This window comes from Streptomyces sp. NPDC093071 (assembly GCF_044754545.1).
In the GTDB taxonomy this organism is placed as follows: Bacteria; Actinomycetota; Actinomycetes; order Streptomycetales; family Streptomycetaceae; genus Streptomyces.
The window spans coordinates 149,781-175,260 of record NZ_JBIVPH010000002.1 but is presented as its reverse complement, the minus strand read 5'-3'; the positions used below and the strand labels follow the sequence as shown (position 1 = coordinate 175,260).

Sequence of the window (25,480 nt, the reverse complement as noted above, 5' to 3'; positions counted from 1 at the left end):
CGACATGAACGGTGACGAGCAGCTGCTGCGCGGCCGGGTCTACGGCCACGACCACGACGACCCCGACCCGGGCCCGAGGCCGGGCCGGACCTACGCCGAACTCGTCGGCGGCCCGCTGGACGGCCTCCTGCCGGACATCCATGACTGGCGGAGCGGGGAGGTGGATGGCGGTGTCGCTCTGGCCACCGAGCTCTGCCGGTGGCCCGGCGGCCGTTCGTTGTACGACCCGCGCCCCGGCGAGCTCCGCAAGCCGGGGCCGGGGATCGCCTGCCGGTTGCGCCACACCGGTGACACCCCCTGAACCGCCCGCCCCGCAGGCCGGAACGTCGGCGAGGAAATGGGCACGACATCGGGACAGCTGTCGTAGACGGTGTCCGTACGGCGCGAGGCGGACACCCGGGGTCTTCCGGGGCGGCCGCCTCGTGTTCGGTACGCGTCGTGGCCCGTGTCAGGTGTTCAGGGCGTCCTCGAGGGTGGGGTGGCAGCCGATGACGGTGTCGGTGCCGGTCAGGGCCAGGACGCGCCGGACGTTGTCGGTGGGAGCGGCGATACGCAGCCGGCCGTGTGTGTCGCCCATCTGCTGGTGAACGGTGAGGAGGGTGTTGATGCCGCTGGAGTCGAGGAACGTCACACCGCTCATGTCGGCCACGACCGATAGCACCGGCTCACCTTCGGGCAGCAGGGCCTGGTACAGGGCGTCCTTCTCGTCGTGGTCGATCTCGCCGCGCAGGGTGGTGATGCGGACGCCGTCGACCACGCGGTGCGCCGCGGACAGCCGGGCGGGCCGCTCCGCTTTGTCGTGGCTGGTCATGGTCTCCTCAACAGCATCTGAGCTGCCCCCTGTCAGGGACACGCGTGGATGATTCCGTCTCACTGGACTATGCCAGAGGCACCCGGATTCGCGCATGGGGCGGTCTGCGTCGCACGAGGATCAGGGGAATGGGCAAGCCGTCCCGCGTGAAGGAGGCGAGAAGAGGCCGCCGGGACCCGTGGCGACGGTGGCGAGAGCGGCCGACCCCTCGACGGCGGATCCCCGATGCGCACCGGCTGCGCGCTCGACGGCGGCAGTGCCCTCATCGCCCCGCACGGGGAACTCGACCTCGGCACCCTGCCCCCGCTGGTCGCCGCGATCGGTGCCGCACCGCCTGAGGCCGCCCGCGGCGCACCGCCCGGCGTCCGACGTCCACCGGTCGGCACGCCGTCTCCCGTACATGCCTCCTGCCGCGGGCGGCCTCAGGCGGTTTCCCGGGAGACCAGGGGTGTGAGTGACGGTTTCGGGGGCACTGGGGGGCTGGGCATGTGGTTCGCTCTGGACAGGAAAAGGCCTGCCGATTTCCCCCTTCCCGGAGGCCCTCGGGTGGTGGAACGGCCCGCACCGACGCGGTGCGGGCCGTTCCTGCGCGGGGGCCGGTGGTGCGGCGCGGATCAGGCGTTCTTGCGGTTGCCCCGGTCGTCGCAGGGCAGGTCGCTGCTTCGATGGTTGGCGAGGAAGTCGCGGGTGGCCTGGCGTTCGATTTCGGTGATGGCCGTGGGTTCGATGTTGATGATGCCGCCGAAGGGGCGGTCGACGTCGCGGATGATGCACAGCGTGGTGGTGAGCAGTGCGGTGATGACCACGAGGGTGATGATCTGGCCGCGGTTGTTGCGCCGGGGCAGGCAGATGCCGAGGGCCATGACGGTGATGACCAGGGTGGCGAGCAGGAACCAGAGGATGGCGCTGGGGATGCTGGCGGTGGCCTGGGTCAGGCGTTCCTCGCGTTCTTCGGAGCGCTTGTTGTCGGCGGCGATGAGCATGCCGAAGACCGGCTTGCCCTCCACCTCACGGAAGACGCGGCGCAGGTCGGTGGACCACACACTGGGGGCGGCCGAGCCGTTGCCGTCGGACATGGCGGGCCATTCCTGGGTGCGCACCGCGCGGGCGTAGCAGACGGCGTCGGCCTGGATCTCGGCCCGCTGGACGGCAGGGGCGTATTCGGCGGCCTCGACGAGCTGGTCGACGGCTTTCGCCTCACCGCGCGAGGCGACCTCGGCCTTGCCGTAGGAGCCGTTGGCGGTGACCAGGACGAAGGCGAGCAGCAGCACGGTCAGGGTCAGCAGGGGGCCGACGAGGTCCTTGACGGCCATGCCGGTGTCGTCGTCCTCGCTCAGGAGCTTGGGTCGTAGGAAGCGGTTGGCGGCCAGGCCGGCGAGCAGGGCCAGGACGGCGACGACGATGATGAGGGCCACGGACGGCCACCTCCGGGTGGAATCGACAAGCCCCGGGAAGAGGGGCACCGGAACCATGTCCCGGGTTGCACACGGCTTTGAACAGCGGAAATGTTTCTTCACCTTCGAATGAACGAGCCCTTTTCAGCCGTTGGGCTCTTCCCGCGGTGCGCGGGCGAGACCTGGGTGCGCACCGCGCGTCCGAAATCTCGCCGCCCAGGGGGCTGCATGGACGACTGGCCTCCGGCTGCCGCCGGAGGCCAGTGCGTCAGGGGTGTCGCCGGGGGCGCCGGGCGTGAAGCGCTTCGGCTGATGGCGTTCAGCATCGCCTCTTCGACGTGGTCGGCGGCGTTGCGGTGGCCGAAGGCGTCGGGATGAACGAAGGAGAGCTGGTCGGGGAGGGTGACGAAGCCTTCGACCCACTTGGAGTCGTCGCAGACGCTGTGGTTGCGTGAGGAGTCGTGGAGGTCGACGAAGCCGGCGGCTTCCTGGGTGCCCGTGGAGTCGTCGACGGCCCTGCCGAGGGGTTCCAGGACGTCCTCGCGCAGCCAGTCCAGGTCACCCGGGGTGATGGTGCCGAACCGCGTCAGGTCGCCGTAGTTGCAGCTGGAGGCGTCCCGGGGGACGGCGGCGGGGCAGCCGAAGGCCAGGATCTTGGCGTGCGGGCCCGCTTGTGGAGCACTTCGAGCATCCGGTCGTACTCGCGGCGCACCTTCTTCAGCCTGAGTGGCACGGCGGGGAAGGGGCGGTCCGGGTCTCCGGAGAACGGCGGGAGGTGACGGCCGATCGGCTCCTGGGCTTCATCGGTGACGTTCTCGATGGTCGCGGCGCCGCGGCCAGGAGATCATTTACGGAACGGCTCTCGGGTCGCGTCCGACACCTCGAGGCGCAACCGTTCGTACCGCCGTGAGACCACGTCAAGGGCTTCTCCCAGCCCGCTGGGTCGCAGCATGCCTGCTTCCCCGGGTCCGCCCGCCCAGCCCGGACCGGCCAACAGGACCACCGGCGCGGTCCGGGCTCCTCGCGGTCCGAAGGCGGTGCCCGCCACGTGCGCGGCCAAGGGACGGTCGGCCGTGGCACGGGTCTGGGCCCACAGGGCCACGACCGCGGGGCCGCACCGTCGCACCGTGGCGTCGAGCGCCTCGGCCGGGACCGCGCCGCCCAGGACGAGGACCGGCAGGGCCCGCTCGGCGAGCCCCGCGGCCAGCGCTTCCAGCGGAAGGGTGTGGTTCTCGGTGGGCGTGCACGCCAGGACGACGGGCGGCGCGGCCGAACGCGTTGCGGACCCCGCCACGATCCTCCGGCGCAGGGCCGTCGAAACGTGCCACGACAGCAGGTGCTCGACCTCGACGTAGCGCTCCTGCGTCGATTCCCACTTCTTGCCGACCGCGTGGAGAGCGGGCGCGACGACCTCCTCCCAGGCGACGACCAGTCCGTGCTCCCGGACGGCCCGCTCCAGCAGGTCGTCCATCGCCGGACCGTCCAGTCTCACCGCGGCGCGCGCCAGGCCCCGGCATTCCGCGCGCACCGTGTCCCGGGTCAGGTCGTCGCGTGAACCGGGATGACGGGCACCTTCCGGGACGGCCGCACTTTCGCTTCCCGGGGGAGGATCCGACAGCCGGGCGGGGCGGGAGGCACCACCGGTGGCCGTGTCGCGGCTCGCCAGGACCGTGCGCGCGGCCTCGGCGGGGGAGACCCCGGAGGCCGTCAGCCGGCACAGCTCTTCGAGCATCGAGAAGTCCTCGGCCGTCCAGCGCCGGTGCCTTCCCCGCTCGCGGACCGCCGGACGCAGACCGTACCGCTGTTCCCAGGAGCGCACGGTGGTCGGTGACACCCCCAGGCGCCTGGCGACGGCCCCGGTGGTCATTCCGTATCGGTTTCCGGCCATGCCTTCGTTCTCCATCGTGGAGCCGGTGGAGGACGAAACGTCCTCCTCTTCCCGGGCCTGGTGCACGCACAGGCCTTTGTGCCCGGGGGCACCGGGCCGCTGTCCTGCTTTTCCGGCGGGGAGGGCGCACGGATGCGCCCGGGTGCGAGGACGAGGGAAAGGGCCGGGGCGCCGGGCGCACGGACGAGACGCCGTGAGGAGGGCCGGCCGGACTGCATCCACGCAGCGAGCTTTGAAGAAGTATGTCCTGAATGTTCTTTAAGGGAGATCTCGAGGAGGACGGGTCGACACGGGATCCGGAGCCGCGGATCCCCGCCTGAACGGACAGGGAACCGGCTTCCGGAACCGGAGGTCCCATCACGCAGGAGGAGAGAATGATCGTCAGGAAGCTGCACGAGTCGGGTGTGCGCAGTGAGCACGCGTATCTGGCCGCCGTGGGGTCGATCGGGCTGTCGTTGGCCTCGTGGCTGACGTCCAACCGGCAGGAGAACCTGGAACGGGCCGACCGCTGGGGCATCTTCGTGGGGGAGTGGGCCCCGACCTTCTTCGCACTCGGCCTCGCACTCGCGAACTACGAACGCGACGAGACCGCGCGACCCGCCGGTTTCGGGGTGGACGCCTGACGGACGGTCGTCGACCCGGCGTCGTGAAGCGCCCGCGGCCCCGGCGGCCCGGTGAGAAGGAGCGGTCCCCTTCTCACCGGGCCGCCGGGGCCCTCACGCGTAGGGGCTGTCGGCGCCGGCGGCCGCGGGCCGCTCCGTCCGCGCCGGACAGCAGCCGGTCGGGCACAGGTCGTGGGAGGGCCCGAGCGCGCCCAGGGCGCACCGCTCCACCCGGGTCCCGCGCTCCCCGGCGGCCCGCTCCAGGACGAGGTCGCGGACGGCGGCGGCGAAGCGGGGGTCGGAGCCGACGGTGGCCGAGCGCCGGACGGGCAGGCCGAGCTCGGCCGCCTTGGCCGTGGCCTCGGTGTCGAGGTCGTAGAGGACCTCCATGTGGTCGGAGACGAAGCCGATGGGGACCATGACGGCGGCGGGCGCCCCGGCGGCGTGCAGCTCCTCCAGGTGGTCGCAGATGTCGGGCTCCAGCCACGGGATGTGGGGGGCGCCGCTGCGGGACTGGTAGACGAGCTTCCAGGGGTGGTCGGTGCCGGTCCGCTCGCGTACGGCGTCGGCGATCGTCCGCGCCACGTCGAGGTGCTGGCGCACGTAGGCCCCGCCCTCGCCGTGCTCGCGGGCCGGTCCCGAGGTGTCGGCGGCGGAGTCGGGGATGGAGTGGGTGGTGAAGGCGAGGTGGGCGCCGTCCCGTACGGCGGGGTCGAGGTCGGCGAGGGAGGCGAGGACTCCCTCGACCATGGGCTGGAGGAAGCCGGGGTGGTTGAAGTAGTGCCGGAGCTTGTCGACGCGGGGCAGCGGGAGGCCCTCCGCCTCCAGGGTCGCGAGCGCGTCGGCGAGGTTCTCGCGGTACTGGCGGCAGCCGGAGTAGGAGGCGTAGGCGCTGGTGGCGAGGACGGCGATGTGGCGCCGGCCGTCGGTGATCATCTCCCGGAGGGTGTCGGTGAGGTACGGCGCCCAGTTCCGGTTGCCCCAGTAGACCGGGAGGCCGAGTCCGGCCTGCGCGAAGTCCGTCCGCAGCGCGTCGAGGAGCGCGCGGTTCTGGTCGTTGATCGGGGAGACGCCGCCGAAGAGGAAGTAGTGCTGCCCCACCTCCTTGAGCCGTTCCTTCGGGATGCCGCGGCCGCGCGTCACGTTCTCCAGGAACGGGACCACGTCGTCCGGGCCCTCGGGGCCGCCGAAGGAGAGCAGCAGCAGGGCGTCGTACGGGGCGGGATCGTGCTGATCGGACATGGGGAAGGTGATCTCCGGAAACGTCGCGGTGTGGTTTCCCCTTCTTCCGTGTGCGGGCCTCCCCGGATGCGGGCGACGCGGGACGACGTGTGCCCCGGGCCGCGTGAGGGAACGGCTGCGAACAGCGTTTGGGTTCCTTCGCCGTCCGTAAGCGTCATGTCGCTCGGAAGGCCCCTCGAAGCGGCACTTTCGAGGCGCCGACCACAGGAGGAACGGTGGCCGGCCGGGGTACACGCGTGACGGCTCCGGCCCCTCCCGAACGCGGGGACGTGACACGAGCGTATGCGCGTCGGGCTCCGCGCCCTTCGCGGATGCCGTCGCCATCCGGCAGACGGGACCTGCCCAGGCGTCGGTCGGACTCGTCGTGGACCCCGTGATCACCGGCGTCCTCCTCCTCGGCGCGAGGATCGGGGACGGGGAACTTCCGCCCCCGACCCCGCCCCCGACCCCGTCTCCCGGCACCCGCGTGCGGCGGGACCGATCGCGCGAAGTCGGGACGACGCGTCGGCGAGAACTGCCCGGGGCGACGGAAGTCCGGCACGCGCCGTATGCCTCTCGCGTCGTGTTTCGACGCAAGAACGACGCGACTGGCGGCCGTCTCTCCGTCGGGGAACGGTGGAGACGGCAGCGAACCCGCCTCACCGATCGGAGGAGAGGTCATGGCCGAACCGCTCGTACCCCCCGAGGAGACCCCGCCCGTCGAGGGTTCCATCTCCTCCGCCCATCCCGAGCGGCCCGACGGGGGCGTCTGGGAGCACCCCATGATCTGGGTGTCTCTCATCCTCCTCGGCTCGCTCTCCGTGGCGCTCTTCTTCGCCCTCCGGATCATCGACCTCTGACTCCGCGTCCGGGGCTCCGGGACACCGACCGGAGCCCCGGACGCGGAATGACCGCACGGATCGACCACGGCCGGTCCCGCGCCGGCCGAAGTGGCGGTCGCGCAGGTTCGCGGAAGCGGTCCGGCGTCCGGTGCCGCTACGTGTGCGACGAGGTCCGTACTCGCCCCGCCGGTCGTGATCGACCACGACTTCCGTGATCGAGTCACGGCCTCGGGAAACCCGGGCGCGTCACCGGCCTGCCCGGGCATGGGGAAGAACGCCGGTCGTGGGCACCGGACGCCCGTTGTGAGGTGGAACCGACAGCTCAGCGGTGAGCCTCTTCTGTCCCGGTACCACGAGGTCGTCGCCCGGCACTGACACCCGGCCCCGGTGACCGGTGTCGCGAAGGCGGGTCGCTGTTCGGTACGGGGGCTGCGGACCGGACGGCGCAGGACGACCCGGGGCCACCGCGCCATGGCAGCCGCAGCGGCCGCGTTCGTCCTCGTCAACGCAGCCGGGACGGCACTCCCCGCCCTGGGTTCCGTGGAGCACCTGCCGACAGCAGTTCTCACCGTCCTCCTGCCGGTCACCTTCCGCGCCCGTCTGCGCGCCACGCCTTCGACCGACCACATGTCGCCACTGCCCGTCTGAGCAAGCCCTCGCCGACTCCACAGCCGCTGCGAAACGCTGCCGACAGGCCCGCGCAAGATCTGCGGTCCCCCAGTGTTGTTCCGGGCTCTCCGTGACCCGATCCGGGGCGTCGGGAGGCGGCTGTTCCGTCAGGTGGGCCGACGACAGTTTTTCGCCCAAGCGGGCTTTTCTCTCGGGCAGTTGCTACGAGAGAAGGAGGGACGGAACGGTGCGTCGTCGGCACGTGTGATCGACGTGCAGACCGTCGAGATCTCCATCGGCGTCCCGGCCTCGAGCCAGGGCATCGACAGCGAAAGAAGGGGCCGCCGACCGCGAGCGAAGCGTCATCACCGACACGCTGGGTCTGCTCCCTGCCGTGCCGGTCACCACCGCCGGCTTGGAGGACTCCACCGCCGGTTCCGCCCACCGGGGAACGGCTCCCGGGGCATTGCCGCCCGTACGGCGTCGGTGTTCGGCGTTTCGGCGTCTTCCCGTGACCACCGCCACGGGAAGACGCCGGGAGCCGGGACGATTCCAGCGCGTCGTGCCCGGACTCGGGGCCGGTGACAGCACCCATCCCGGACCGTTTCGGGATGCCCCTCTGATGTCGAGGGCGGGGGATGCGTCGGCTGGGGATCTCGGTACGGGATCGCGATGATTCTGGTGCCTTCGCGGGGGAGCGGTTCGGCTGCTGTCCGGTCGGAACAGGCTGCCGCCGCTCTGGTTCCTGCTGCGGTGGTGGGCGGCGTGCGTGCCGCGTCCACGAGCGGGTGAGCCCGTGGGGGTGCGGTGCCCGATGTGCGGAGCACTGCCAGAGCTCCGCCCACCCCGGCCCGGCGGCCGTCGGCGGCGGAGGCGTGCGACCGCGCGGTCGCCGGGTCCTTCGGACCCGCCGTCGACGTGCGCACTCATGAGGGGGAGGTCCCTTGCCTTCTGCACCTGCCCGCACAAGCCAGCCCTTCTCCAAGAACCACTGCCTCGGCGAGCAGGCCATGGCCGTCCTCAAGGGAGGGCGGCTCCTGCGGAAGCTCCGCTGCGGCACCAACCGCATCACGACGTGGTGAAGGCCGTCCTCGTCCTTCACCACCACGTGTCGGCCTGGGATCGGAAAGAGCTCACGGTCGGGTGGGAAAGGGCTCGCTCAGCTGCGCAGAGTCCGGTCCAGTCGTCGGAATGCGAGCACGAGGGCGAGGGCGCCCAGCGCCAGGAGGTAGGTGGCCGGCAGCAGCAGTTCGGCGCCGAACCGGCCCAGTGAGGGCTGCCGGACGAGCTCGATGCTCTGGTACAGCGGCAGGCACTCGACCAGTAGCTGGATCGGACGGGGGTAGACCTCCAGCGGGTAGAAGGTGGTGGCGAACAGGAACATCGGCAGCATGGCGAGCTGGATGTACTGGAAGTCCTGCCAGTCACGCAGGTAGGTCACCACGGCCAGGCCCAACGCGGCGAAGGTGAATCCGACAAGGAGCGCGCCGGGTATCACGAGCAGCACCAGCGGACTGTGCACCAGGCCGAAGACGGTCACGGCCACGAGGAACCCGGCCGTCACCAGAGCACCGCGCAGCAGAGCCCAGCAGACCTCGCCCAGTGCCACGCTGCGCACCGTCATCGGTGTGGTCAGGATCGACTCGTAGGTGTGGTTCGTCTTCAACTTGTTGAACAGGTTGAAGGTCGTTTCGTTCATCGCGCCGTTCATCGCTGTGGTGGCGAGCAGGGCGGGGGCGACGAACTCCGCATAGGACACGTCGGTGTCGGCGAGGCCCGGTACGTTGCCGACCAGCCCGCCGATGCCGACGCCGACGGCGAGGAGGTAGAGGACAGGCTCGAAGATCTCGGCGACGAGGAGCAGCCAGCCGTGCCGGTAGATCATCAGATTGCGCTCGACCATCGCCAGGGCGCCCCCGGAGCGCAGGGCCGGGGTGGGGTGAGCGGAGATGTGCGGGCCCAGCACGGCCGACATGGGATCCCTGCCTTTCAGGGGTGAGTGCTGGTGGTCAGGAGTGCAGGTGCCGCTGATAGGTACGCCTCCCGAACAGCAGGCCGACGGCGGTCAGCGCGGCCAGGTAGCCGACGTGGACGGCGGTGCCGGCCGCGGTACCGGTGCCGAGTGCTGCCGTACGGCACAGTTCGACCCCGTGCCACAGCGGTGTCGCCTGCACGACCGGCTGGAGCCAGCCGGGCAGTTGCGTCAGGGGGAAGAAGGTGCCGGAGAACATGAACATCGGCATCACACCGAACCGGAGGACCGCAAGTACCGTCGGCTGGCGCTTCGCGGTCACCGCCCAGGCGGCGGACGGCGTGGCGAACGCGGCTCCGACCAGCAGTGTCGCAACCACCACGAGGGGGGCCCGGAGCGCGTCGACGGCGCCGAAGACGGCTGCCACCGCTGTGAAGGCCGTGGCGGAGAACGCCACCTTGAAGATGTTGAACAGCAGGTGACCGTAGTAGATGTCGACGGGAGACAGCGGTGTGGCGTTCGCCGCCCAGTAGTGACCTTTGGACTGCACCGACTGGTGGACGGGGTGGGCCGAATCGATGTAGGCGGTTTGCATGGCCGAGGCGGCGAGCAGGCCGGGAGTGAGGAAGGCCAGGTAGGACAGGCCGCCCAGGTCGGAACTGTTGTTGTGGTTGACGAGGGTGCCCAGCCCGGCGCCGATGCCGGTCAGGAACAGCAGCGGGTTGGCCACGTTCAGCACCACGGTTCCGCGCCAGGTGCGGCGGTAGCGATGCAGCCAGTACGCGAACTCGCGCAGGGCGGGCGGGACCGTGCGGGCACGACCGGGCGGGACGAAGGGGCGGGAGGCGTGGGTGGTCATCGGTACTCTCCGTGGCGACGCCTGGACGGTGGGCGGGGGAGGCGGCGCTTCAGTCGACCAGGCTGCGGCCCGTCAGGGTGAGGAAGACATCCTCCAGGCTCGCCCTGCGGGTCAGGGCGGTCAGCGGGACGATGCCGCGCGCGTGGGCGGCCGCCATGGTGGCCTCCCCTTCGTCCGTGTAGAGAAGGATGCGGTCGGGCAGTCCCTCGATCCGCTCCACCAGGCCTCGCGCCTTGTCGGTCATGGCCTCGCGTTCGCCCGGGCCGAAGCGCAGTTCGAGCACCTCCCGGGTGCAGTACTGCTTGATCAGTCCGCTGGGCGAGCCCTCGGCGACGATCAGACCGCCGTCCATCACGACGAGCCGGTCGCACAGCTGCTCGGCCTCGTCCATGTAGTGGGTGGTGAGGATCAGCGTGATGCCGTCGTCCTTGAGCTGGAACAGGCGCTCCCAGAGCAGGTGGCGTGCTTGCGGGTCGAGGCCGGTGGTGGGCTCGTCCAGCAAGACGATCTCGGGCTCGTTGATGAGCGCTCTGGCTATCGTCAGGCGCCGCCGCATGCCGCCGGACAGCGCCTCGACCCGTTCGTCCGCCTTGTCGGTCAGCCGTGCGAAGTCGAGGAGGTCTGCGGCGCGCCGCCGGATCTCGGCTTTCGGCAGTCCGAAGTAGCGCCCGTAGATCAGCAGGTTCTCCCTGACCGTCAGTTCGACGTCCACGGTGTCGTCCTGCGGGACCACGCCGATCCGAGCACGGATCCGGGCGCCCTCGGTTCGTGTGTCGAGCCCGAGCACCTCGAGGCTTCCGCCGGTGGCCGGCGAGGTGCACGCGATCATGCGCATGGTCGAGGACTTCCCGGCGCCGTTGGCGCCCAGGATCCCGAAGGCTTCCCCGGGGCGGACTTCGAAGTCGATGCCCGCGACCGCGGTGAACCCTTCGCCACGAGCTGCCTCGTAGCGCTTTTGCAGTCCCTTTGCTCGGATCAAGGGGGTCTGTCCCGGCACTGTGCTCTGTGGCTGTGCAGTGGTCTCAAGCATGGTGGTTTCCTTGCGGATGGCGCCGGAATCGGTCGACGAGTTCGCCCACCGGGGTGCCGGGGCGCTGGGCCGCCCGCACCATCAAGTGCTCGAGCCCTTGCAGGAAGTCGCCGGCGGAGGCGGGCAGGAAGCGCGGGTCTGTGCACAGGGTGAGCGCGCAGGACTCGCGCAACCCGTCGAGGAAGAGGAAGAACTTGGCGCCGGACTGCTGTCCCTCGCTGTCCGGAAGGGTCAGGCGGGTACGGGCCAGGGCCTCCTCCAGCTGAGCGGGAAGCTTCGATGCGTCGATCACGGGCGGCGGGGCGTTGCGCTCCTCGGCGCTGAACCGGATGTCGTTGAAGAAGCAGTAGCCGCCGGGGTCGATGCCGCGCCGGCGGGCGATCTCCTCCAGCTGCTCCTCCATCTTGACCGGGCAGGCCTCCGAGTGCCGGTAGGCGTTCAACGTGGTGCGGGCGGCCCGGGCGAGGAACTGCTCGGTGGACTCGTCGGCGGGTTGCAGGCGGACGATCGCGTTCTGGTTGAAGGCTCCGACGAGCTCTTCGTCCTCGGGCTTGAAGCGGGTCGACACGATCACCCGCAGTGCCGCCTCGGGCTCACCGAGGTAGGAGACCAGCAACAGCGCGGTCGAAGCGAGCAGGGCCGTGGCCGTGTTGCAGCTGCTGCGTCCTGCCAGCGCGTGGGCGGCCAGCGCCAGGGCGGGGGAGTCGATGCGCGCCCAGTCCCGGTCGGACTGCTGCGGCGTCGAGGTGGTCGCCAGCATGCTGGCGGGAACCGTGGCCGCCTGACGGGCCCAGTACTCCAGCGTGCGCTTCTCGCGCCGGGCGCCGGCTTCGGACACCTCGAACTCGGCCCGGTCGACGGGTTGTCGGGAACGTTCGCGCAGACTTGTCGCGCCGCCCGGGCCTGCGGCGAGCGCGGCACGCAGTTCGTCCATGACGATCTGAAAACTCCAGCCGTCGACCGCCAGGTGGCTTGCGGCGATCACCACGGCGGCCGGTACCCCCGCGCGTAATCCGACTGCCGCACGCACCGGGAGTCCGGTGGCGTTGTCGAAGGCTCCCGAGCGGATTCGCTCGCCGAGCGGGGCGACAGCCTCTGCCAGGTCACCCGGTTCGAGCTCACGGAGCAGGAACTCGATCTCGCCCGAAGCCGCGACGTGTTGCACCAGGCCGCCGCCATGTTCGGCGTAGGTCGTCCGCAGCGACTCGTGCCGCTCCACGAGCAGCCTGACCACGTCACACACCTGGGCCACGGTGGCGGAGCCGACCGGCGCCCAGCCGACCTGATTCAGTGAGTCGTCGTCGGGCGGCAGCCAGCGGATCACCTCCCAGATGGCGCGCTGACCCCAGGTCATGGGCCCGGTACGGGGTTGGCCCTCGTGGAACCGTACGCGGGTGGTCGTCGGGTCTGTCACCTGTCCTCCTCCCATTTGTCCTGCTCGCCGGAGTGTCCAGCCGTGAGCGGGCTCAAGAATGGCGCGTACTGGTGTCATTTCTCAACAGCTTGCGCTGAATTTTTTGACACTCAGGTGACACGGACTTGATGTATGCGAGGACGCCTGGAGGCGCCTGGTCCGCTTCTCGTTCATTTTTGGGAGGCTTCATCCCGAATGCCCCTAGTGATGCGTGTGCTTCAGAGAGGGGAGAGTGCAGGAGTTCTGCAAAATCAGCTTGCTACTACTTTGATTTTGCTCCATTCCATGCATAGTTTGCATCTGTCTGGATGTGGCGCTAGCTTCTGGGGCCGTACTCCAGCCTCCAGGCCGTACGCAGAGCTGCATCTCCAAGGAACCGAGGAGCAGATCACGATGGAAGTCCGTGCGAAACCGCTCTGGACACGGATGGCGGTCGACTCCGCAGGGGGCGGATGGCCGCCCGCCCTCACACCCACCGCGGGATTACGCACCGCCCTGACCGTGCTGGACCTGGGCATGATCGGTGGGGACAGCTCACGCCGGGCAGTGCCCTCGGCCGGCGCCTCATACCCCTACGAGTGCTACATCCTGACCAGGGACGACGCAGGCGCGACCGGCCTCCACCAGGTCGACCCGGGCCGGCGGCACTGCCAGATGCTCAGCTGCGGGCCCCGAATCGACGAGGCGCTCTGCCACGCGGCGCTCGCCGTCCCCGAGGGCGGCGCGGTCGTCGTGCTGGCCACCCGACCTTGGCTGTCCATGCGGAAATACGGTGACCGGGGCTACCTCTACACCCAACTGGACACAGCACACCTGCATATGAACCTCGTGCTGGCGGCCGACAACCTCGGCGCGGGTGTCGTGCTGCGCCGACGCCCGCAAGGCCTGGAGTCCTTGGTCACCGAGTACGGCCAGTGCGCGGAGGTCCACTCGGCGCTGGCCGTCACTGCACTGCCGGCCGGCGACGGCCCCGACGTCGAACCACCCGGCTGGGTGGTGCGCGACGCCCGCGCCACCCGGCCGGCCTCGCTGCGCCAGCAGCCACACTGGCTGGAACGGCTCTGCTGGGAGTCACTCGTCACCGATTCCGCAGGAGTCGAAGTCGGCTCGCTCAACGCTGCCATCTCGCTGCCGACGGCTGTGCGGCGCAGAAACAGGACACCTCTCGTGCCACGGGCGGCGTTCCACAGCCGCCGGTCGGCTACCGGATTCGCACCCGGAACCGTCCCTGCGCGAGACGTACGCTCCACCGTCGACCGCGCGATCTCCGTTCTCGACGACGTGCTACCCGCTGCGGGAACGCCGCCCCACGCCACCTTGGTCATACGCCAAGAGGAACGCGAACAAGGCAAGTCCGGCAGGCCGACCGGTCAGAGCATCCGATGGCTCCCCGAGCTGACCGACGAATCGGTGACCGAGGCGTTCATGGCACAACGCCATCTGGCCGACGCCTCGGCCGTACTGCTGCTGCACGCACCCACCGCCTCACTCATCGAAGAGACGGGCGGCTCCCAGCTGTGGACGGTGCTCTACCGCGCCGGGGCGCTGGCCCAACTGGTCTATCTGGAAGCAGCCCAGCGCGGCCTTGCGGTCACGGGTGTCGGGGGTTTCGACAGCGAGCGGTGGAAACAACTGGCCGGCCTGCCCGCCGATCACGATGTGGTGTACGCGGTCGCCATGGGCGTGGACACACCTGACGCCCCGAAGCTCGACCGGCTCGCGGTCGCCTACGCACAGAACGAGCGCTCATGATCCTCGCCTCGGAATTCGACCGGTGCGCCGTCCAGTACGCGGACAGTCCCGTACTGCTCGGCCCGGACTCCTCGATCGACTACCGTGCCTTGCGCGAGCGGAGTTTACGTGCCGCCGAATGGCTCAGCGGCACTCGATCCGTGGATGGCCGCCCCCGGATCGCTCTGGCCGCCCGCAACAGCACGACGTGGGTGACCGCCTACCTCGGCCTCCTGCACGCAGGAGCAGTGCCGTTCCTCATCGACGCATCGGCCGGCGACAGCGAACTGGAACGCATCTGCGAGGACTGCTCGCTCGACCTGGTCCTTCACGACCGCGACACGCCAGGTGATGTGATCCCCGTGCTGCCGGGCCTGACCGCCACGCCCCGCCATGCCGCCGAGCGCCGCCATCTGCTGCACCCCGACACCGAGGTCTGCCGCTTCACCTCCGGTACCACGGGAAAGCCCAACTGTCTGGAGTTCTCCGGCCGGGCGGTGCGCGCGGCTGCGGAGAACTGGGCGGCGGGCACCGCCATGACGGCCGATGACCGCATCCTGTGCTGCGCAGGTCTGTCCAACGGCCTGGCCTTCAACACCTCCCTCCTGTCCAGTTTCCTGGTCGGCGCCCAGCTGCTCCTGTCGCACGGGCTGCCGACGAGCGGCCGGATCCGCCGGCTCACCGCCCAGACCCGGCCCACCCGGCTGGTCGCCTTCCCCGCCCTGTACGACTCCTTCGTCCGCACCGGCGGGGACCGCACGGACTTCGTCTCCGTCCGCGTCGCCATCTCCTCCGGGGCTCCGCTGCGCGAGGACACCAAAAAACAGTTCACCGAACTGACCGGAGTCCCGATGGGCAACTACTACGGCGTTGCCGAAGCCGGACCACTGACGTACTCCACCGCCACCTCGGCGCAAAGCCTGGGCCGCCCGCTGCCGGGAGTGGACATCCAGATCCGAGAGGCTGCTGACGTGGACGGGGCTGTCCATGTGCGCAGCGCCTCGATGGCCACCCGCTACCTCAACGCCCCCGGCCTTCTCGAAAGCCGCATCGACCGCGGCGGCCACTACAGCACGGGGGACCGCGGACGCCTGGAGGACGGTGAACTGGTGCTCACCGGCCGCTCCAACCGGATGATCAACGTGGGCGGCCGCAAGGTCGACCCGGTCGAGGTCGGCGACACCGTCAATGCCGTGCCCGGCGTGGAGCAGGCCGTGATCCTGGAGGTTTCCGACCAACACGGCGAGCCCGCCGTAGCCGCCGTACTCGTACTGGGCGAGGGGCTCGACGCCGGCGAGGTCCGCCTGCGCATCCGAGACAACCTGGCCCCCCACAAGGTCCCCACACTCATCCGCGTCGTCGACGCCATCCCCACCACGGTGATCGGCAAGCCGGTGCTCCACGAACTGCGGAGCCTCTTCGACGCCGCCTCTTCCTGAGCCCGTCCCCACCGTTCCGCTCCCTCCCCACCGCCCCCCTGGCACCCTGCCCGGGCATCCGCGGCCGACGACGAGATCCGCCGGCCCCGTCTCGAGGAGTCAGTCATGTCTGCCAGCCCGCAACTGATACGCGAGGGCGTGCTCCGCCTGATCGTCTCGTCTCACGAAGGTGACATCAGCATCTCGGACATCGAGGCGCACGGAGGCGTACTGGAGGCCGTCAACTACACCTCCCTCTCCTACATCCGGCTGCTCGACGCCATCGAGAACGAATTCGGCGTCTACCTGGACGCCGACGAAGGAGCCGAGGCGCTCGGCACGGTGGACGGCATCTTCGCCGCCGTTCTGGCCGAGCTCGGCTCCGATGCCGCCTGACGCGGCGACGGCCACCCCCCGCACCGGCGGCCGGCCCCTCACCGTGGGCATCGTCGGTGCGGGACGACTCGGCGGTGCACTGCTGCAGGCCTGCACGGACGCGCGCATCCCAGTGAGCCTGCGGGCACGGGCGAGCACCGGCTGGACAGCCCGATCCGTGCCCGACGTCCTCATCGACGCCGGCGCCCCCGCCGGCTTCCCCGAAGTCGCCGCTTACTGCCTGAAGCACACCGTGCCGCTGCTCGAGTGCGTCTCCCATCTGCGGCCGCGGTACTCGGGCCTGCTCGACGAGGTCGCTGCCGCAGTGCCCGTGCTCGAGGCCGTCAACCTCTCGTTCGGCAGCTACCTGCAGCGCAGACTGACCGGTCTGGTCGCCGCCGTCCACCACTTCACAACCCCTCACGTGGACGTCCTGGACCGTCACCCGCACCGCAAGGCGGCGCGGATCAGCGCGACGGCCGAACGGCTCGCCACGGCCTGGACGGACGCCGGCGGGCATCCGGAGGCGCAGCTGGGACTTCGCCGCGGAGGCCCGGAGGTCAGCGAACACTCGATCACCTGGACCTGGGGCACCGATGAAGCCCTCACCGTCCACCACCAGGTGATCTCCCTGCGCGCCGCGGCCCGCACCGCCCTGGCTTTCGCCCCACGTCTGCCGCGGCATCCCCCTGGCCTGATCGCTCTGGACGACTTCTTCCACGCCCTGTCGACGAGCCCCTTCGACGACCACCCCATGAAAGGGGCCTTCTGATGACACGCAGGCTGGCCAACCAGCTCGCCCTGGGCGGGCGGATGCTCTCCCTGGACGGACACGACGACTTCAACCAAGGACAGATATCGGCCAGGAAACCCGGCGCGGACACCTTCCTGATCAAAAACGCACTCTGCGGCTTCGACGAGGTCACCCCGGAGGAGACCGTCAACGCGACGGTGGACCACACACAACGGGCCCCCCGCGTGGCGCCACCCGAACTTCCGCTCCACCAGGCGATCTACCGAGCCAGGCCGGACGTCAACGGCATCGTGCACAGCCACGCCCCGTACACGCTGCTGTTCGGCGCCTGCGACCTCGAACTGCGTCCCCTATCCCACGAGGGTTCCTACTTCGTCGACGCGACCAGCGTCTTCACCACCACCAGCAACACGGTGCTCGACATCGCCACCGGCGACCAGATCGCGAAAGAACTCGGCGACACCGGCCGCGCCGTGTTCCTGCGCAACCACGGAGGGGTGATCGTCGGCAAGAGCGTGCGCCACGCCGCGATCTTCGCCCAAGTGCTGGAACGCGCCTGCCGCCTCCAACTCGCCGCGCTCTCCACAGGAGTGGAGTACCACTACTCGAGTTCCGAAGACGTCCGGCTCAAACAGGACTTCATCTACGCCGACCTGTCCGTACGCTCCTACTGGGACTACGCGGTGCGCCGCACCGTACGGCGGTGGCCCGAAGCCGAGCAGTGGCTGCCGGCCTGATCCCCGCCGGCTTCACCGGCCGGCCGGTCCTGCTGCCACTCGCGCACGGCGACATCAGGGCGGTGACGCTGCTCGGACGCGTGGACGAGACGAACCTCCAGATCGCCGCGGGAGGGACCGACGACCTGCGGGCGCCGGACACGCTTTCCGCCGTGCGCCGCAGGGAATTCCTCGCAGGCCGCACCTTGCTGCGCTTGGCCGTCGCCGAACTGACCGGCGAACCGGCCGAAAAGGTGCAGATCGGCACCCTGGGTGACAGACGGCCGTTCTGCTCGAGCGCCCGCGAGGTGGGCGTGAGCATCTCGCACAGCGCCGGCCGGATCGCGGTGACAGCCGCCCACGGCGGCGAAGTGGGGATCGACATCCAGATCCCCGTGCCGGTGAGCGCCAGATTGCTGCTCCGTTACGACGTGCCCGGATCCGGACCCACCACCTCGGCCGTCCCCCGCCCCGCACGGGACGACCGCGGCCCCGCCGCGCCCGTCACCGACGGCAGCCAGGAAACCCGGGCCGCCCATCCCTCCTACGACTTCGCCGATGCCTGGACGGTACGCGAGGCGTGCGCCAAATCACTCGGCCTGGGTGCCGGTGCGGACCTCTGGCGCATCCGTGTCCCGCCAGGAGCACAGCGAGGCGACTGGGGCGATACGCACTGGTACCGGATGCCCCCCTTCCAGGGCTGCCCCGTGGCGCTCGCGCTGCGCCTTCGCCTCCGCAACGCCGCACCAGGGCCGCAGTAGAGCACCATCCACACCCATCGGGGCCTCGCCCGAGCACTTCTTCACCGGCGTCGACGAACCGACGAAGCACGAACCCGCCACATGTGAGGACGTCACCGTGTCCACCAACGCGCCAACCCGTCACCTCCAGCCCACCGGACCCGCCTGGACGGAGGAGGCACTCGACCTGCTGAACCTCGTTCGACAACTGGCCGGCGCCGAACTCGCCCCACGGGTGGAGAAGTTCGAGTCCGATGCCACCTTCCCCCGTGAACTGCTGAAGACGCTCGGCCGGGCCGGACTGCTCGGGCTGCCCTACCCGCAGCAGTACGGCGGAGGCGGCCAGCCCTACGAGGTGTACCTCACCGTGCTGGAGACCCTGGCCCAGCACTGGCTCGGGGTCGCCCAGTCGGTCAACATCCACGTTCTCTCCTGTTACGGCCTGGCCGCCTTCGGCACCGAAGAACAGCAGGCCGCCTGGCTCCCGGACATGCTGGGGGGCGAACTCCTCGGCGCGAACTGCGTCTCGGAGGCGGAAGCCGGCTCCGACATCTCGGCCCTGCGGACGACGGCCACCCCGCAGGAGCACCGATACATCGTGAACGGCGTCAAGTCCTGGGTCAGTCACGCGGGCGCCGCCGATTACTACAACGTGTTCTGCCGTACCGGGAGCGACGGGGTACGCGGCCTGTCCTTGCTGCTGGCGCCCGCGGACACACCAGGAATCCGCCCGCAGGCCCCCGAGCGCAAGATGGGCGTCCGCTCCTCGCCGACCGCCCAGATCGTTTTCGACGGGGCGGAGATCGCCCGGGACCGGCGGATCGGCAGGCCCGGCAAGGGATTCCTGATCGCGATGGGCCTGTTCGACCGAGGACGCCTCGGCATCGCCGCCTGCGCGGTGGGACTGGCCCAGGCCGCGCTCGACTACGCCGTCGCCTACGCGAAGACCCGACAGCAGTTCGGAAAGCCGATCATCTCCTTCCAGGGAATCGGCTTCATGCTCGCCGACATGGCGACCCAGGTCACCGCCGCTCGCGCGCTGCTGCTTGACGCAGCCCGCCAGCTCGATGCCGGACGACCTTCCTCGGCCGCCGCCGCGAAGGCCAAGCTCTTCGCCACCGACACGGCGATGCGTGTGACCACCGATGCGGTCCAGGTCCTGGGCGGATACGGATACGTGAGCGACCACCCGACGGAACGCTGGATGCGCGAGGCCAAGCTGCTCCAGCTCATCGAGGGAACGAACCAGATCCAGCGGCTGGTGATCTCGACCGCACTGTGATTCGTGCCCCGCGGGTGACAACCGCGTGCGCCGGAGCCGGAGCGGCTTCAGACGGACGTGACCAGACCGTCGATCTCACCGGCCCCGGAAGCTCCGACGTCTGTCCCGCCGTCGAGACGGACGACCTGCGCTGTGGGGGCCCATCATGGAGCGGGGTGCCAAGGACGAGACGCTTGGCGTTCAGCCAGGGAAATCTCGATGTCACCGCAGTGAACCCACGACTTTCCCCGAGACGGTTTCGGATTCCGCGCTCCAACCGAGAGCGTCGCCTCGGCCAGGTGAATTCAAGCCCCTTTCCCAGCGCGAACGTGCGCAGTCCCCGGGTGGTGCGGGTGACGTCGATGAGGCGGGCACCGCCGAGCCGGTGCAGTACGGCTCGTGCGGTCGGTCCCAGACGCCAACACCGGACCGGACAAGGAACCGGCGATGTGCGTCCGACTTCCAAGTGCCGATGCGCGGCGGCGCCCGCCCCGCCTCACAGGACACCGTCTTGTAGTCCCCGCGGGCCGCCCGGCCGCCGGCAGCGGTCGATTGTCTTCGCGCGGTCGCAGAGCGTCCTGATCGCCGAGCCGGACCGATGTCACCGTGCGGCGCGGGGGCGAGCACCCCCATGCCGAAGATTCCTCACGCACTCGACCGGGCCGCCGGGGCAGGCGCCCAGCGGCCGTAACCACTCCCAGACACCCGCAGGAGACCCCCATGCCGTTTCCCCCGCTGGCGCGACCCGCCACCGACCTGCCCACCGGAGAAACGAATCGCCAGGCACACCAGTTGATACTCGCCGGACACGGCTCCGAGGGACAGCGCCGGCTCGCCGCGGGCCGGGTTCTGGTCGTCGGCGCCGACGAGATCGGCGCCCCGCTCATCGCTCACCTCGCCGACGCCGGAGTGGGGACGATCGGTGTCGCCGACGGTTCGCCCGTGGAACCGTGGGACCGCTACCTCGGGCTCCCGGACGCGGAACCCGCAGACCGGGCCACGGCCTGGGTCCGCGCGCTCGGGCGCACCCACCCCATCGTGCGCACCGTCGCGGAGAGCTGGTTCGAGCTGCCTCACGCGCGCGGGCTGGTCCATGACTACGACCTGGTGGTGTGCGCGGGGGAGGACCCGGCCCGGTGTCAGCTCGTCGACGACGTCTGTGCCGAGGCAGGCATTCCCTTCGTGTGGGGCTCCATGGGGGCCGCCGGAGGGCGCGTCTCGGTCTTCTGGGACCGTCACGGACCGGGCATCAGGGACCTGTTCCCGAAGCCTCCCGCCCCCTACTTCCGTGGCGTGTCCGGCGCGCTGAAGGTGATCGGCGCCTGGCTGGGGGTCGCCCTGGCCACCGAGGTGGTGAAGCTGCTCACCGGTCAGGGCGAGCCGCTGGTCGGCCGGGTGATGGAGTACGACGCCATGGCCGGCACGTGCGCGACCGTACCACTGCGCCCGCACACACGTGCCGCGCGCCCGGCCGAGCCCACCGCTGCCGAACCCTTCTTCGGGCTGCTCTCGCCCGCGGCGACCGAGGCCGCCCGGGAGTCCACCATCTCCGTGGAGCAGCTGAAGGAACTGCTCGACGCGGACGCGCCGGTCAACCTGGTCGACGTTCGCGAGCCCGACGAGTACGCCTTCGCCCACCTTCCGGGTTCGGTGCTCGTACCGCAGGGGGAGTTCCTGCACGGCGACGCCGCCACACGCCTGCCCACGGACCGCAAGACCGTGCTGCTGTGCCGGGCCGGCATCCGCTCCGCCGAGGTCCTCGCCGTGGTCAAGCGCAACGGCCACCATGACGCGGTCCACCTGGGCGGAGGGATCTTGTCCTGGGCGGAGCGGATCGACCCCGAGATGCCCACCTACTGAGGTTTCCTCGGCGAAGATCACCTCCGGACGGCAGGCCATCGACGCGAGGCCGAGGGGAGCGGCCTCGCGTCACCGGGCGACGGATGGCCCCGCCAGACGTTCGGCTCACCTGAACACGCATTGTCAAGTAGGGGCAGAAATTTTTCAACAGTCTGAAGAAAAATATGATGACCAGCGAGTTGCGGTGGAGGCTGGTCGGGGTCCACGCGCCCTCGGGTCGACGCCGTTCGCAGGTCCTGCGGGGTCGGGCCGGCGCCCGCCGGTCGACTGCGCTGTCGGCGCCGTCGGCGGAGGCTTCCAGGTGGCCCGGAGGCGGGGTGGCGGCCATGCGGCGAGGGGAGGTGCTGACAGCCCTGTGGGGTACACCCGCTGAGGCGCATCAGTTGAAGAGGCTCGTGACACAGTCGTAATCATGCAATCCTGGGTCGAAATCTTGCGCGACTCTGTTCTGCGTCCTAGTGTGACGCTCCGATCAGGGCAGTGCCCTGGGTCCCACCTCGGAGGAGCCGTAATGAAGCCCCGCAACCTCGCGATCTTTCTGATCTCTTCAGGTCTTGTCCTGTCAGCCACGGCTTGCGGTGGTGATGCGGACACCGGAGCCAAGGGGGACGTCACGATCACCGTGGCGTGTCAGCCGGCGAAGACGGCACCCAAGCAGCGCAAGGCATGGGACGACGACGTCAAGGCGTTCGAGAAGGCGCACCCGGGCGTCAAGGTCAAGAGCACGGACCAGCAGCCGTGCTTCGACCCGAAGACCTTCGCCGCGAAGCTGGCCGGCGGTCAGATGGAGACGGTCTTCATGGCCCCCGTCACCAACTACGCCGACGTCATGGCCAAGGGGCAGGCCAAGGACATCACCGCGTCCACGGATCTGGTGAAGAACTTCGGAGACATCCGCCAGGACGTCCGGGACATGGTCACCAAGGACGGCAGGATCTACGGCGTCCCCAACGTCAGCTACAGCGTCGGGCTGGTCTACAACCGCAAGCTCTTCGAGGAGGCCGGCCTCGACCCCAACTCCCCGCCGAAGACCTGGGACGAGGTCCGTGACGCGGCCAAGAAGATCGCGGACCTGGGCGACGGCTACGTCGGATACGGAGAGTACGGCGGCGGCAACGTCGGCGGCTGGCACTTCGCGCAGTCCATCTTCAGCCGCGGTGGCGAGATGGCCGTGGACGGCAAGGCGGCCTTCAACAGCGCCGAGGGCAAGGCGGTTCTGCAGACGCTGCACGACATGCGCTGGAAGGACGACAGCGTCGGCAAGAAGGTGCTGATCGGCTGGGAGGCGCTGATGCAGCAGATGGCGGCCGGCAAGACGGGCATGATGCTCGGTGCCCCGGACGTCGTCACCGACCTGGTGCAGAAGTTCCAGGGAAGCAAGGACCAGTACGGCATCGCCCCCATACCCGAGGGCAAGGCGTCGCTCACCGGTGGCGAGGCCTACATGATCAACCCGAAGGCAAGCGCCGCCGAGACCGAGGCCGGCCTGCAGTGGATCGATTTCCAGTTCAACACGCCCGGCAAGGGGCGTCACGACTACGCGCGCGGCAAGGCCAACGGTGAGGCCGTGGGCGTTCCGAACAACGACTACATGGGCGACTCGCCGACGGGCCAGGAGATCGTCAAGCTCCGCGGCGAGAACGCGGTCCTGCCGGTCGAGTACTACCAGCCCTACATCGACGGATCGAAGAGCATCGAGCTCAAGCTGGAGCCGGCGAAGGCCCAGGAGCTCTACGCGGTGCTGGATGTGCCCATGTCCGCAGTTCTGACCCGCGAGGACGCCGACATCGACAAGCTGCTCGCCGATGCCGAGGGCAAGGCGAACACGATTCTGGCGAAGAACTGACCGTCGTGGAACGGGTGCCGCCTCCCCTTCCGACGGAGTGCGGCACCCCGACCCGCGGCGCGGAACGGGAGATCACCATGGACACACCCACCATGCAGGCGAAACGACCCCCGAGGTTGCGGCGCCGGCCACCCGCACACCCCTCACGTCAGAGGAAGGCCCTTCGCACCAACATCACCGCCTACGGATTTCTGTGTGCGGCCCTGTTCTGCTTCGCACTGTTCGCCTGGTGGCCGATCATCCGGCAGGTCTTGCTCAGCTTCCAGGAGACCAACCTGGTCGACGAGCCCAAGTGGGTGGGCCTGGACAATTTCCGCGCGGTGGTGGAGGACCCGGCGTTCGGCCAGGCCTGGAAGAACACCTTCGCCTTCACCTTCCTCGCCCTGCTGTGCGGCTACGTGATCCCGTTCGCGGTGGCGATCGTGCTCAACGAACTGCGCCACGCGCGCGGATACCTGCGCTTCGTCGTGTACCTGCCGGTGATGCTCCCTCCGATCGTCTCGGTACTGCTCTTCCGCTGGTTCTACGATCCCGGACCCGGCCTGTTCAACCAGCTGCTCGACTTCGTGGGCCTGCCGGGCCTGTCCTGGCTGGACTCCACCGACACCGCGCTGATCTCCCTGGTCATCGTCTCCACGTGGATGAACATGGGCTCCGGAGTCCTGATCTACCTCGCCTCACTGCAGAACATCCCCGGTGAACTCTACGAAGCGGCCGAACTCGACGGAGCCGGCATCTTCAAGCGGATCTGGAACGTCACCATCCCGCAGACCCGGCTGATCCTGCTGCTCATGCTGATGCTCCAGATCGTCGCCACCATGCAGGTGTTCATCGAGCCCTACATGCTCACCGGCGGAGGACCGGAGAACGCGACCGTCACCGTCGCCTTCCTGATGTACCAGTACGCCTTCGTCTACGGCGGCAACTACGGCGCCGGCAGCGCGCTCGGAGTCATGCTCATGATCGTTCTCCTTGCGGTCGCCGCAGTCCAGCTCAGGCTGACCCGCGACGAGAAGAGGTAGTCCCATGGCCAGCACTGTCGACACGACAGCCCACCCGGAAACCGCCGCGGACACCCGCAAGGAAACGCCACCGTCCGCGACCCGCCGGCGCAAGCGGCGCCGCGCCCACTGGGCCGAAGGCCACTCCCGCACCATCGTCTCGCCCCTCGAGCTCAAGTCCCGCTGGGGCTCACGGATCTACTGGACGGTGCTCGCCGCCATCCTGTCCGTGTTCACGCTCGTGTTCGTCTTCCCGCTGTACTGGATGGTCACGGGCGCGATGAAATCGGGCGAGGAAATCGCCCAGATGCCGCCGACGCTGTGGCCGAAGGACCCGGACTTCTCGGTGTTCGCCGACGCGTGGGAGCTCTTCGACGTCGGACTCCTCCTGAAGAACACGCTTTTCTACTCGGTCGGCGCCTGGCTGTTCGCCCTCGCGGTGGACGTGACGGCCGCCTACGCGCTGTCCAAACTGCGTCCGATGTTCGGCAACGTGATTCTCGGGGCGATGTTCGCGACCCTGATGATCCCGCCGATCGTCGTCATGATCCCGGCGTACATCACCGTCACGGACGTGCCGATCTTCGGGTGGAACCTGCTCAACACGCCCTGGGCGATCTGGTTCCCGGTGGCGGCCAACGGGTTCAACGTCTTCCTGCTCAAGAGGTTCTTCGACTCGATTCCCGACGAGATCCTCGAAGCGGCGGAGATCGACGGAGTGCCGCCGTGGCGCGTGCTCGTCTCGATCATCCTGCCGATCTCGCGGCCCATCCTCGGTGTGGTGTCCATCTTCACCATCGTGATGGTGTTCAAGGACTTCGTCTGGCCTCTGCTCGTACTGCCGGACAGCGAGAAGATGACGATCAGCGTGGGCCTTTCCCAGACCGCGGGACAGGTGACGCAGAACCAGATCATGGCGGGTCTGGTGATGGCGAGCATCCCGATGATCATCGTGTTCGTCTTCTTCCAGCGGAGCATCATGGCGGGCCTCACCGCCGGCAGCCTCAAGGGCTGACACGCATCCCGCGCCACTCACCTCCCCTCCGGTTCACCACCCACATGCCTCCGCCGCCGGCCGGCACCTTCCATGCCCCGTCCCGGCCGGCGGCGGAGCCCCACCTGCCCGAAAGGACCTC

The 25,480-nt window shown here is 69.5% G+C and carries 24 protein-coding genes; 16 read left to right on the top strand and 8 right to left on the bottom strand.

Features of this window, described 5'->3' with window-relative positions:
• The first annotated feature begins 4 nt into the window (after window positions 1–4).
• Complete coding sequence (locus ACIQD7_RS06665; RefSeq protein WP_402440034.1) at window positions 5–301, top strand: hypothetical protein; 297 nt, start codon at window positions 5–7, stop codon at window positions 299–301.
• 147 nt (window positions 302–448) lie between these two features.
• Here the strand turns inward: ACIQD7_RS06665 and ACIQD7_RS06660 are convergent, their stop codons facing one another.
• The 3 genes from ACIQD7_RS06660 to ACIQD7_RS06650 all read right to left on the bottom strand — a co-directional run bounded on the left by ACIQD7_RS06660 (window position 449) and on the right by ACIQD7_RS06650 (window position 4,093).
• On the bottom strand, window positions 449–811 hold the full coding sequence (locus ACIQD7_RS06660; protein ID WP_402440031.1) for an STAS domain-containing protein: 363 nt from the start codon (window positions 809–811) through the stop codon (window positions 449–451).
• 614 nt (window positions 812–1,425) lie between these two features.
• Window positions 1,426–2,226, bottom strand: a complete 801-nt coding sequence (locus ACIQD7_RS06655) for a hypothetical protein (protein WP_402440028.1) — start codon at window positions 2,224–2,226, stop codon at window positions 1,426–1,428.
• An 823-nt stretch (window positions 2,227–3,049) separates the two neighbouring features.
• A complete protein-coding gene (locus tag ACIQD7_RS06650) occupies window positions 3,050–4,093 on the bottom strand; it encodes a MerR family transcriptional regulator (protein ID WP_402440025.1) in 1,044 nt (347 codons plus the stop codon).
• A gap of 374 nt (window positions 4,094–4,467) precedes the next feature.
• On the opposite strand from ACIQD7_RS06650, the gene ACIQD7_RS06645 reads away from it, so the two are divergent.
• Window positions 4,468–4,716 carry a hypothetical protein gene (locus tag ACIQD7_RS06645; RefSeq protein WP_402440023.1) on the top strand — a complete coding sequence of 83 codons (249 nt, stop codon included), beginning with the start codon at window positions 4,468–4,470 and terminating at the stop codon, window positions 4,714–4,716.
• Between the two features lie 93 nt (window positions 4,717–4,809).
• Here ACIQD7_RS06645 and ACIQD7_RS06640 read toward each other — a convergent pair whose 3' ends face one another.
• Complete coding sequence (locus tag ACIQD7_RS06640; RefSeq protein ID WP_402440020.1) at window positions 4,810–5,937, bottom strand: ferrochelatase; 1,128 nt, start codon at window positions 5,935–5,937, stop codon at window positions 4,810–4,812.
• A gap of 659 nt (window positions 5,938–6,596) precedes the next feature.
• Here ACIQD7_RS06640 and ACIQD7_RS06635 point away from each other — a divergent pair.
• From ACIQD7_RS06635 to ACIQD7_RS06625, 3 genes are all read left to right on the top strand, one after another.
• On the top strand, window positions 6,597–6,776 hold the full coding sequence (locus ACIQD7_RS06635; protein ID WP_125656896.1) for a DUF6480 family protein: 180 nt from the start codon (window positions 6,597–6,599) through the stop codon (window positions 6,774–6,776).
• Between the two features lie 453 nt (window positions 6,777–7,229).
• Window positions 7,230–7,406 carry a hypothetical protein gene (locus ACIQD7_RS06630; RefSeq protein WP_402440016.1) on the top strand — a complete coding sequence of 59 codons (177 nt, stop codon included), beginning with the start codon at window positions 7,230–7,232 and terminating at the stop codon, window positions 7,404–7,406.
• A 905-nt stretch (window positions 7,407–8,311) separates the two neighbouring features.
• On the top strand, window positions 8,312–8,449 hold the full coding sequence (locus tag ACIQD7_RS06625) for a hypothetical protein (RefSeq protein ID WP_402440013.1): 138 nt from the start codon (window positions 8,312–8,314) through the stop codon (window positions 8,447–8,449).
• Between the two features lie 77 nt (window positions 8,450–8,526).
• Here the strand turns inward: ACIQD7_RS06625 and ACIQD7_RS06620 are convergent, their stop codons facing one another.
• The 4 genes from ACIQD7_RS06620 to ACIQD7_RS06605 are packed head-to-tail and all read right to left on the bottom strand — an operon-like array spanning window position 8,527 to window position 12,582.
• On the bottom strand, window positions 8,527–9,342 hold the full coding sequence (locus ACIQD7_RS06620; protein ID WP_402440010.1) for an ABC transporter permease: 816 nt from the start codon (window positions 9,340–9,342) through the stop codon (window positions 8,527–8,529).
• Between the two features lie 34 nt (window positions 9,343–9,376).
• Entirely contained in the window at window positions 9,377–10,198 is an 822-nt protein-coding gene (locus ACIQD7_RS06615) for an ABC transporter permease (protein ID WP_402440008.1), read from the bottom strand.
• Window positions 10,199–10,247: 49 nt separating this feature from the next.
• Window positions 10,248–11,228: an ABC transporter ATP-binding protein gene (locus ACIQD7_RS06610; protein WP_402440004.1), complete on the bottom strand. Its 981-nt coding sequence runs from the start codon at window positions 11,226–11,228 to the stop codon at window positions 10,248–10,250.
• On the bottom strand, window positions 11,221–12,582 hold the full coding sequence (locus ACIQD7_RS06605) for a condensation domain-containing protein (protein WP_402440001.1): 1,362 nt from the start codon (window positions 12,580–12,582) through the stop codon (window positions 11,221–11,223). Before ACIQD7_RS06605 ends, ACIQD7_RS06610 begins: the two co-directional genes overlap by 8 nt.
• 561 nt (window positions 12,583–13,143) lie before the next feature.
• On the opposite strand from ACIQD7_RS06605, the gene ACIQD7_RS06600 reads away from it, so the two are divergent.
• The 11 genes from ACIQD7_RS06600 to ACIQD7_RS06550 all read left to right on the top strand — a co-directional run bounded on the left by ACIQD7_RS06600 (window position 13,144) and on the right by ACIQD7_RS06550 (window position 25,359).
• A complete protein-coding gene (locus ACIQD7_RS06600) occupies window positions 13,144–14,394 on the top strand; it encodes a nitroreductase family protein (protein WP_402439998.1) in 1,251 nt (416 codons plus the stop codon).
• Window positions 14,391–15,812: a class I adenylate-forming enzyme family protein gene (locus tag ACIQD7_RS06595; protein WP_402439995.1), complete on the top strand. Its 1,422-nt coding sequence runs from the start codon at window positions 14,391–14,393 to the stop codon at window positions 15,810–15,812. Before ACIQD7_RS06600 ends, ACIQD7_RS06595 begins: the two co-directional genes overlap by 4 nt.
• A gap of 105 nt (window positions 15,813–15,917) precedes the next feature.
• Window positions 15,918–16,187 carry a hypothetical protein gene (locus ACIQD7_RS06590; RefSeq protein WP_402439992.1) on the top strand — a complete coding sequence of 90 codons (270 nt, stop codon included), beginning with the start codon at window positions 15,918–15,920 and terminating at the stop codon, window positions 16,185–16,187.
• 157 nt (window positions 16,188–16,344) lie between these two features.
• Window positions 16,345–16,938 (top strand): hypothetical protein, encoded by a 594-nt coding sequence (locus tag ACIQD7_RS06585; protein ID WP_402439990.1) that lies wholly within the window; start codon window positions 16,345–16,347, stop codon window positions 16,936–16,938.
• Complete coding sequence (locus tag ACIQD7_RS06580) at window positions 16,938–17,657, top strand: class II aldolase/adducin family protein (protein ID WP_402439987.1); 720 nt, start codon at window positions 16,938–16,940, stop codon at window positions 17,655–17,657. Before ACIQD7_RS06585 ends, ACIQD7_RS06580 begins: the two co-directional genes overlap by 1 nt.
• Window positions 17,642–18,397: a 4'-phosphopantetheinyl transferase family protein gene (locus tag ACIQD7_RS06575; protein ID WP_402439984.1), complete on the top strand. Its 756-nt coding sequence runs from the start codon at window positions 17,642–17,644 to the stop codon at window positions 18,395–18,397. Before ACIQD7_RS06580 ends, ACIQD7_RS06575 begins: the two co-directional genes overlap by 16 nt.
• Window positions 18,398–18,494: 97 nt before the next feature.
• Window positions 18,495–19,658, top strand: coding sequence for an acyl-CoA dehydrogenase family protein (locus tag ACIQD7_RS06570; RefSeq protein ID WP_402439982.1), 1,164 nt, complete (start codon window positions 18,495–18,497; stop codon window positions 19,656–19,658).
• Between the two features lie 699 nt (window positions 19,659–20,357).
• The gene (locus tag ACIQD7_RS06565; protein WP_402439979.1) at window positions 20,358–21,497 is read left to right on the top strand and encodes a ThiF family adenylyltransferase; all 1,140 of its coding nucleotides are present in this window, start codon (window positions 20,358–20,360) and stop codon (window positions 21,495–21,497) included.
• 622 nt (window positions 21,498–22,119) lie between these two features.
• Window positions 22,120–23,343 (top strand): ABC transporter substrate-binding protein, encoded by a 1,224-nt coding sequence (locus ACIQD7_RS06560; protein ID WP_402439976.1) that lies wholly within the window; start codon window positions 22,120–22,122, stop codon window positions 23,341–23,343.
• Between the two features lie 77 nt (window positions 23,344–23,420).
• Complete coding sequence (locus ACIQD7_RS06555) at window positions 23,421–24,365, top strand: carbohydrate ABC transporter permease (RefSeq protein ID WP_402439973.1); 945 nt, start codon at window positions 23,421–23,423, stop codon at window positions 24,363–24,365.
• Window positions 24,366–24,369: 4 nt separating this feature from the next.
• Window positions 24,370–25,359 carry a carbohydrate ABC transporter permease gene (locus tag ACIQD7_RS06550; protein WP_402439971.1) on the top strand — a complete coding sequence of 330 codons (990 nt, stop codon included), beginning with the start codon at window positions 24,370–24,372 and terminating at the stop codon, window positions 25,357–25,359.
• Window positions 25,360–25,480: the final 121 nt, after the last annotated feature.

What these genes read in the sequence shown, in the direction of transcription:
- ACIQD7_RS06610 (WP_402440004.1), bottom strand. Translation starts at nt 11,228, where the DNA reads ATGCTTGAGACCACTGCACAGCCACAGAGCACAGTGCCGGGACAGACC.
- ACIQD7_RS06605 (WP_402440001.1), bottom strand. Translation starts at nt 12,582, where the DNA reads ATGACCTGGGGTCAGCGCGCCATCTGGGAGGTGATCCGCTGGCTGCCG.
- ACIQD7_RS06640 (WP_402440020.1), bottom strand. Translation starts at nt 5,937, where the DNA reads ATGTCCGATCAGCACGATCCCGCCCCGTACGACGCCCTGCTGCTGCTC.
- ACIQD7_RS06665 (WP_402440034.1), top strand. Translation starts at nt 5, where the DNA reads ATGAACGGTGACGAGCAGCTGCTGCGCGGCCGGGTCTACGGCCACGAC.
- ACIQD7_RS06590 (WP_402439992.1), top strand. Translation starts at nt 15,918, where the DNA reads ATGTCTGCCAGCCCGCAACTGATACGCGAGGGCGTGCTCCGCCTGATC.
- ACIQD7_RS06620 (WP_402440010.1), bottom strand. Translation starts at nt 9,342, where the DNA reads ATGTCGGCCGTGCTGGGCCCGCACATCTCCGCTCACCCCACCCCGGCC.
- ACIQD7_RS06595 (WP_402439995.1), top strand. Translation starts at nt 14,391, where the DNA reads ATGATCCTCGCCTCGGAATTCGACCGGTGCGCCGTCCAGTACGCGGAC.
- ACIQD7_RS06555 (WP_402439973.1), top strand. Translation starts at nt 23,421, where the DNA reads ATGGACACACCCACCATGCAGGCGAAACGACCCCCGAGGTTGCGGCGC.
- ACIQD7_RS06580 (WP_402439987.1), top strand. Translation starts at nt 16,938, where the DNA reads ATGACACGCAGGCTGGCCAACCAGCTCGCCCTGGGCGGGCGGATGCTC.
- ACIQD7_RS06630 (WP_402440016.1), top strand. Translation starts at nt 7,230, where the DNA reads ATGGCAGCCGCAGCGGCCGCGTTCGTCCTCGTCAACGCAGCCGGGACG.
- ACIQD7_RS06645 (WP_402440023.1), top strand. Translation starts at nt 4,468, where the DNA reads ATGATCGTCAGGAAGCTGCACGAGTCGGGTGTGCGCAGTGAGCACGCG.
- ACIQD7_RS06635 (WP_125656896.1), top strand. Translation starts at nt 6,597, where the DNA reads ATGGCCGAACCGCTCGTACCCCCCGAGGAGACCCCGCCCGTCGAGGGT.
- ACIQD7_RS06550 (WP_402439971.1), top strand. Translation starts at nt 24,370, where the DNA reads ATGGCCAGCACTGTCGACACGACAGCCCACCCGGAAACCGCCGCGGAC.
- ACIQD7_RS06565 (WP_402439979.1), top strand. Translation starts at nt 20,358, where the DNA reads ATGCCGTTTCCCCCGCTGGCGCGACCCGCCACCGACCTGCCCACCGGA.
- ACIQD7_RS06650 (WP_402440025.1), bottom strand. Translation starts at nt 4,093, where the DNA reads ATGGCCGGAAACCGATACGGAATGACCACCGGGGCCGTCGCCAGGCGC.
- ACIQD7_RS06615 (WP_402440008.1), bottom strand. Translation starts at nt 10,198, where the DNA reads ATGACCACCCACGCCTCCCGCCCCTTCGTCCCGCCCGGTCGTGCCCGC.
- ACIQD7_RS06660 (WP_402440031.1), bottom strand. Translation starts at nt 811, where the DNA reads ATGACCAGCCACGACAAAGCGGAGCGGCCCGCCCGGCTGTCCGCGGCG.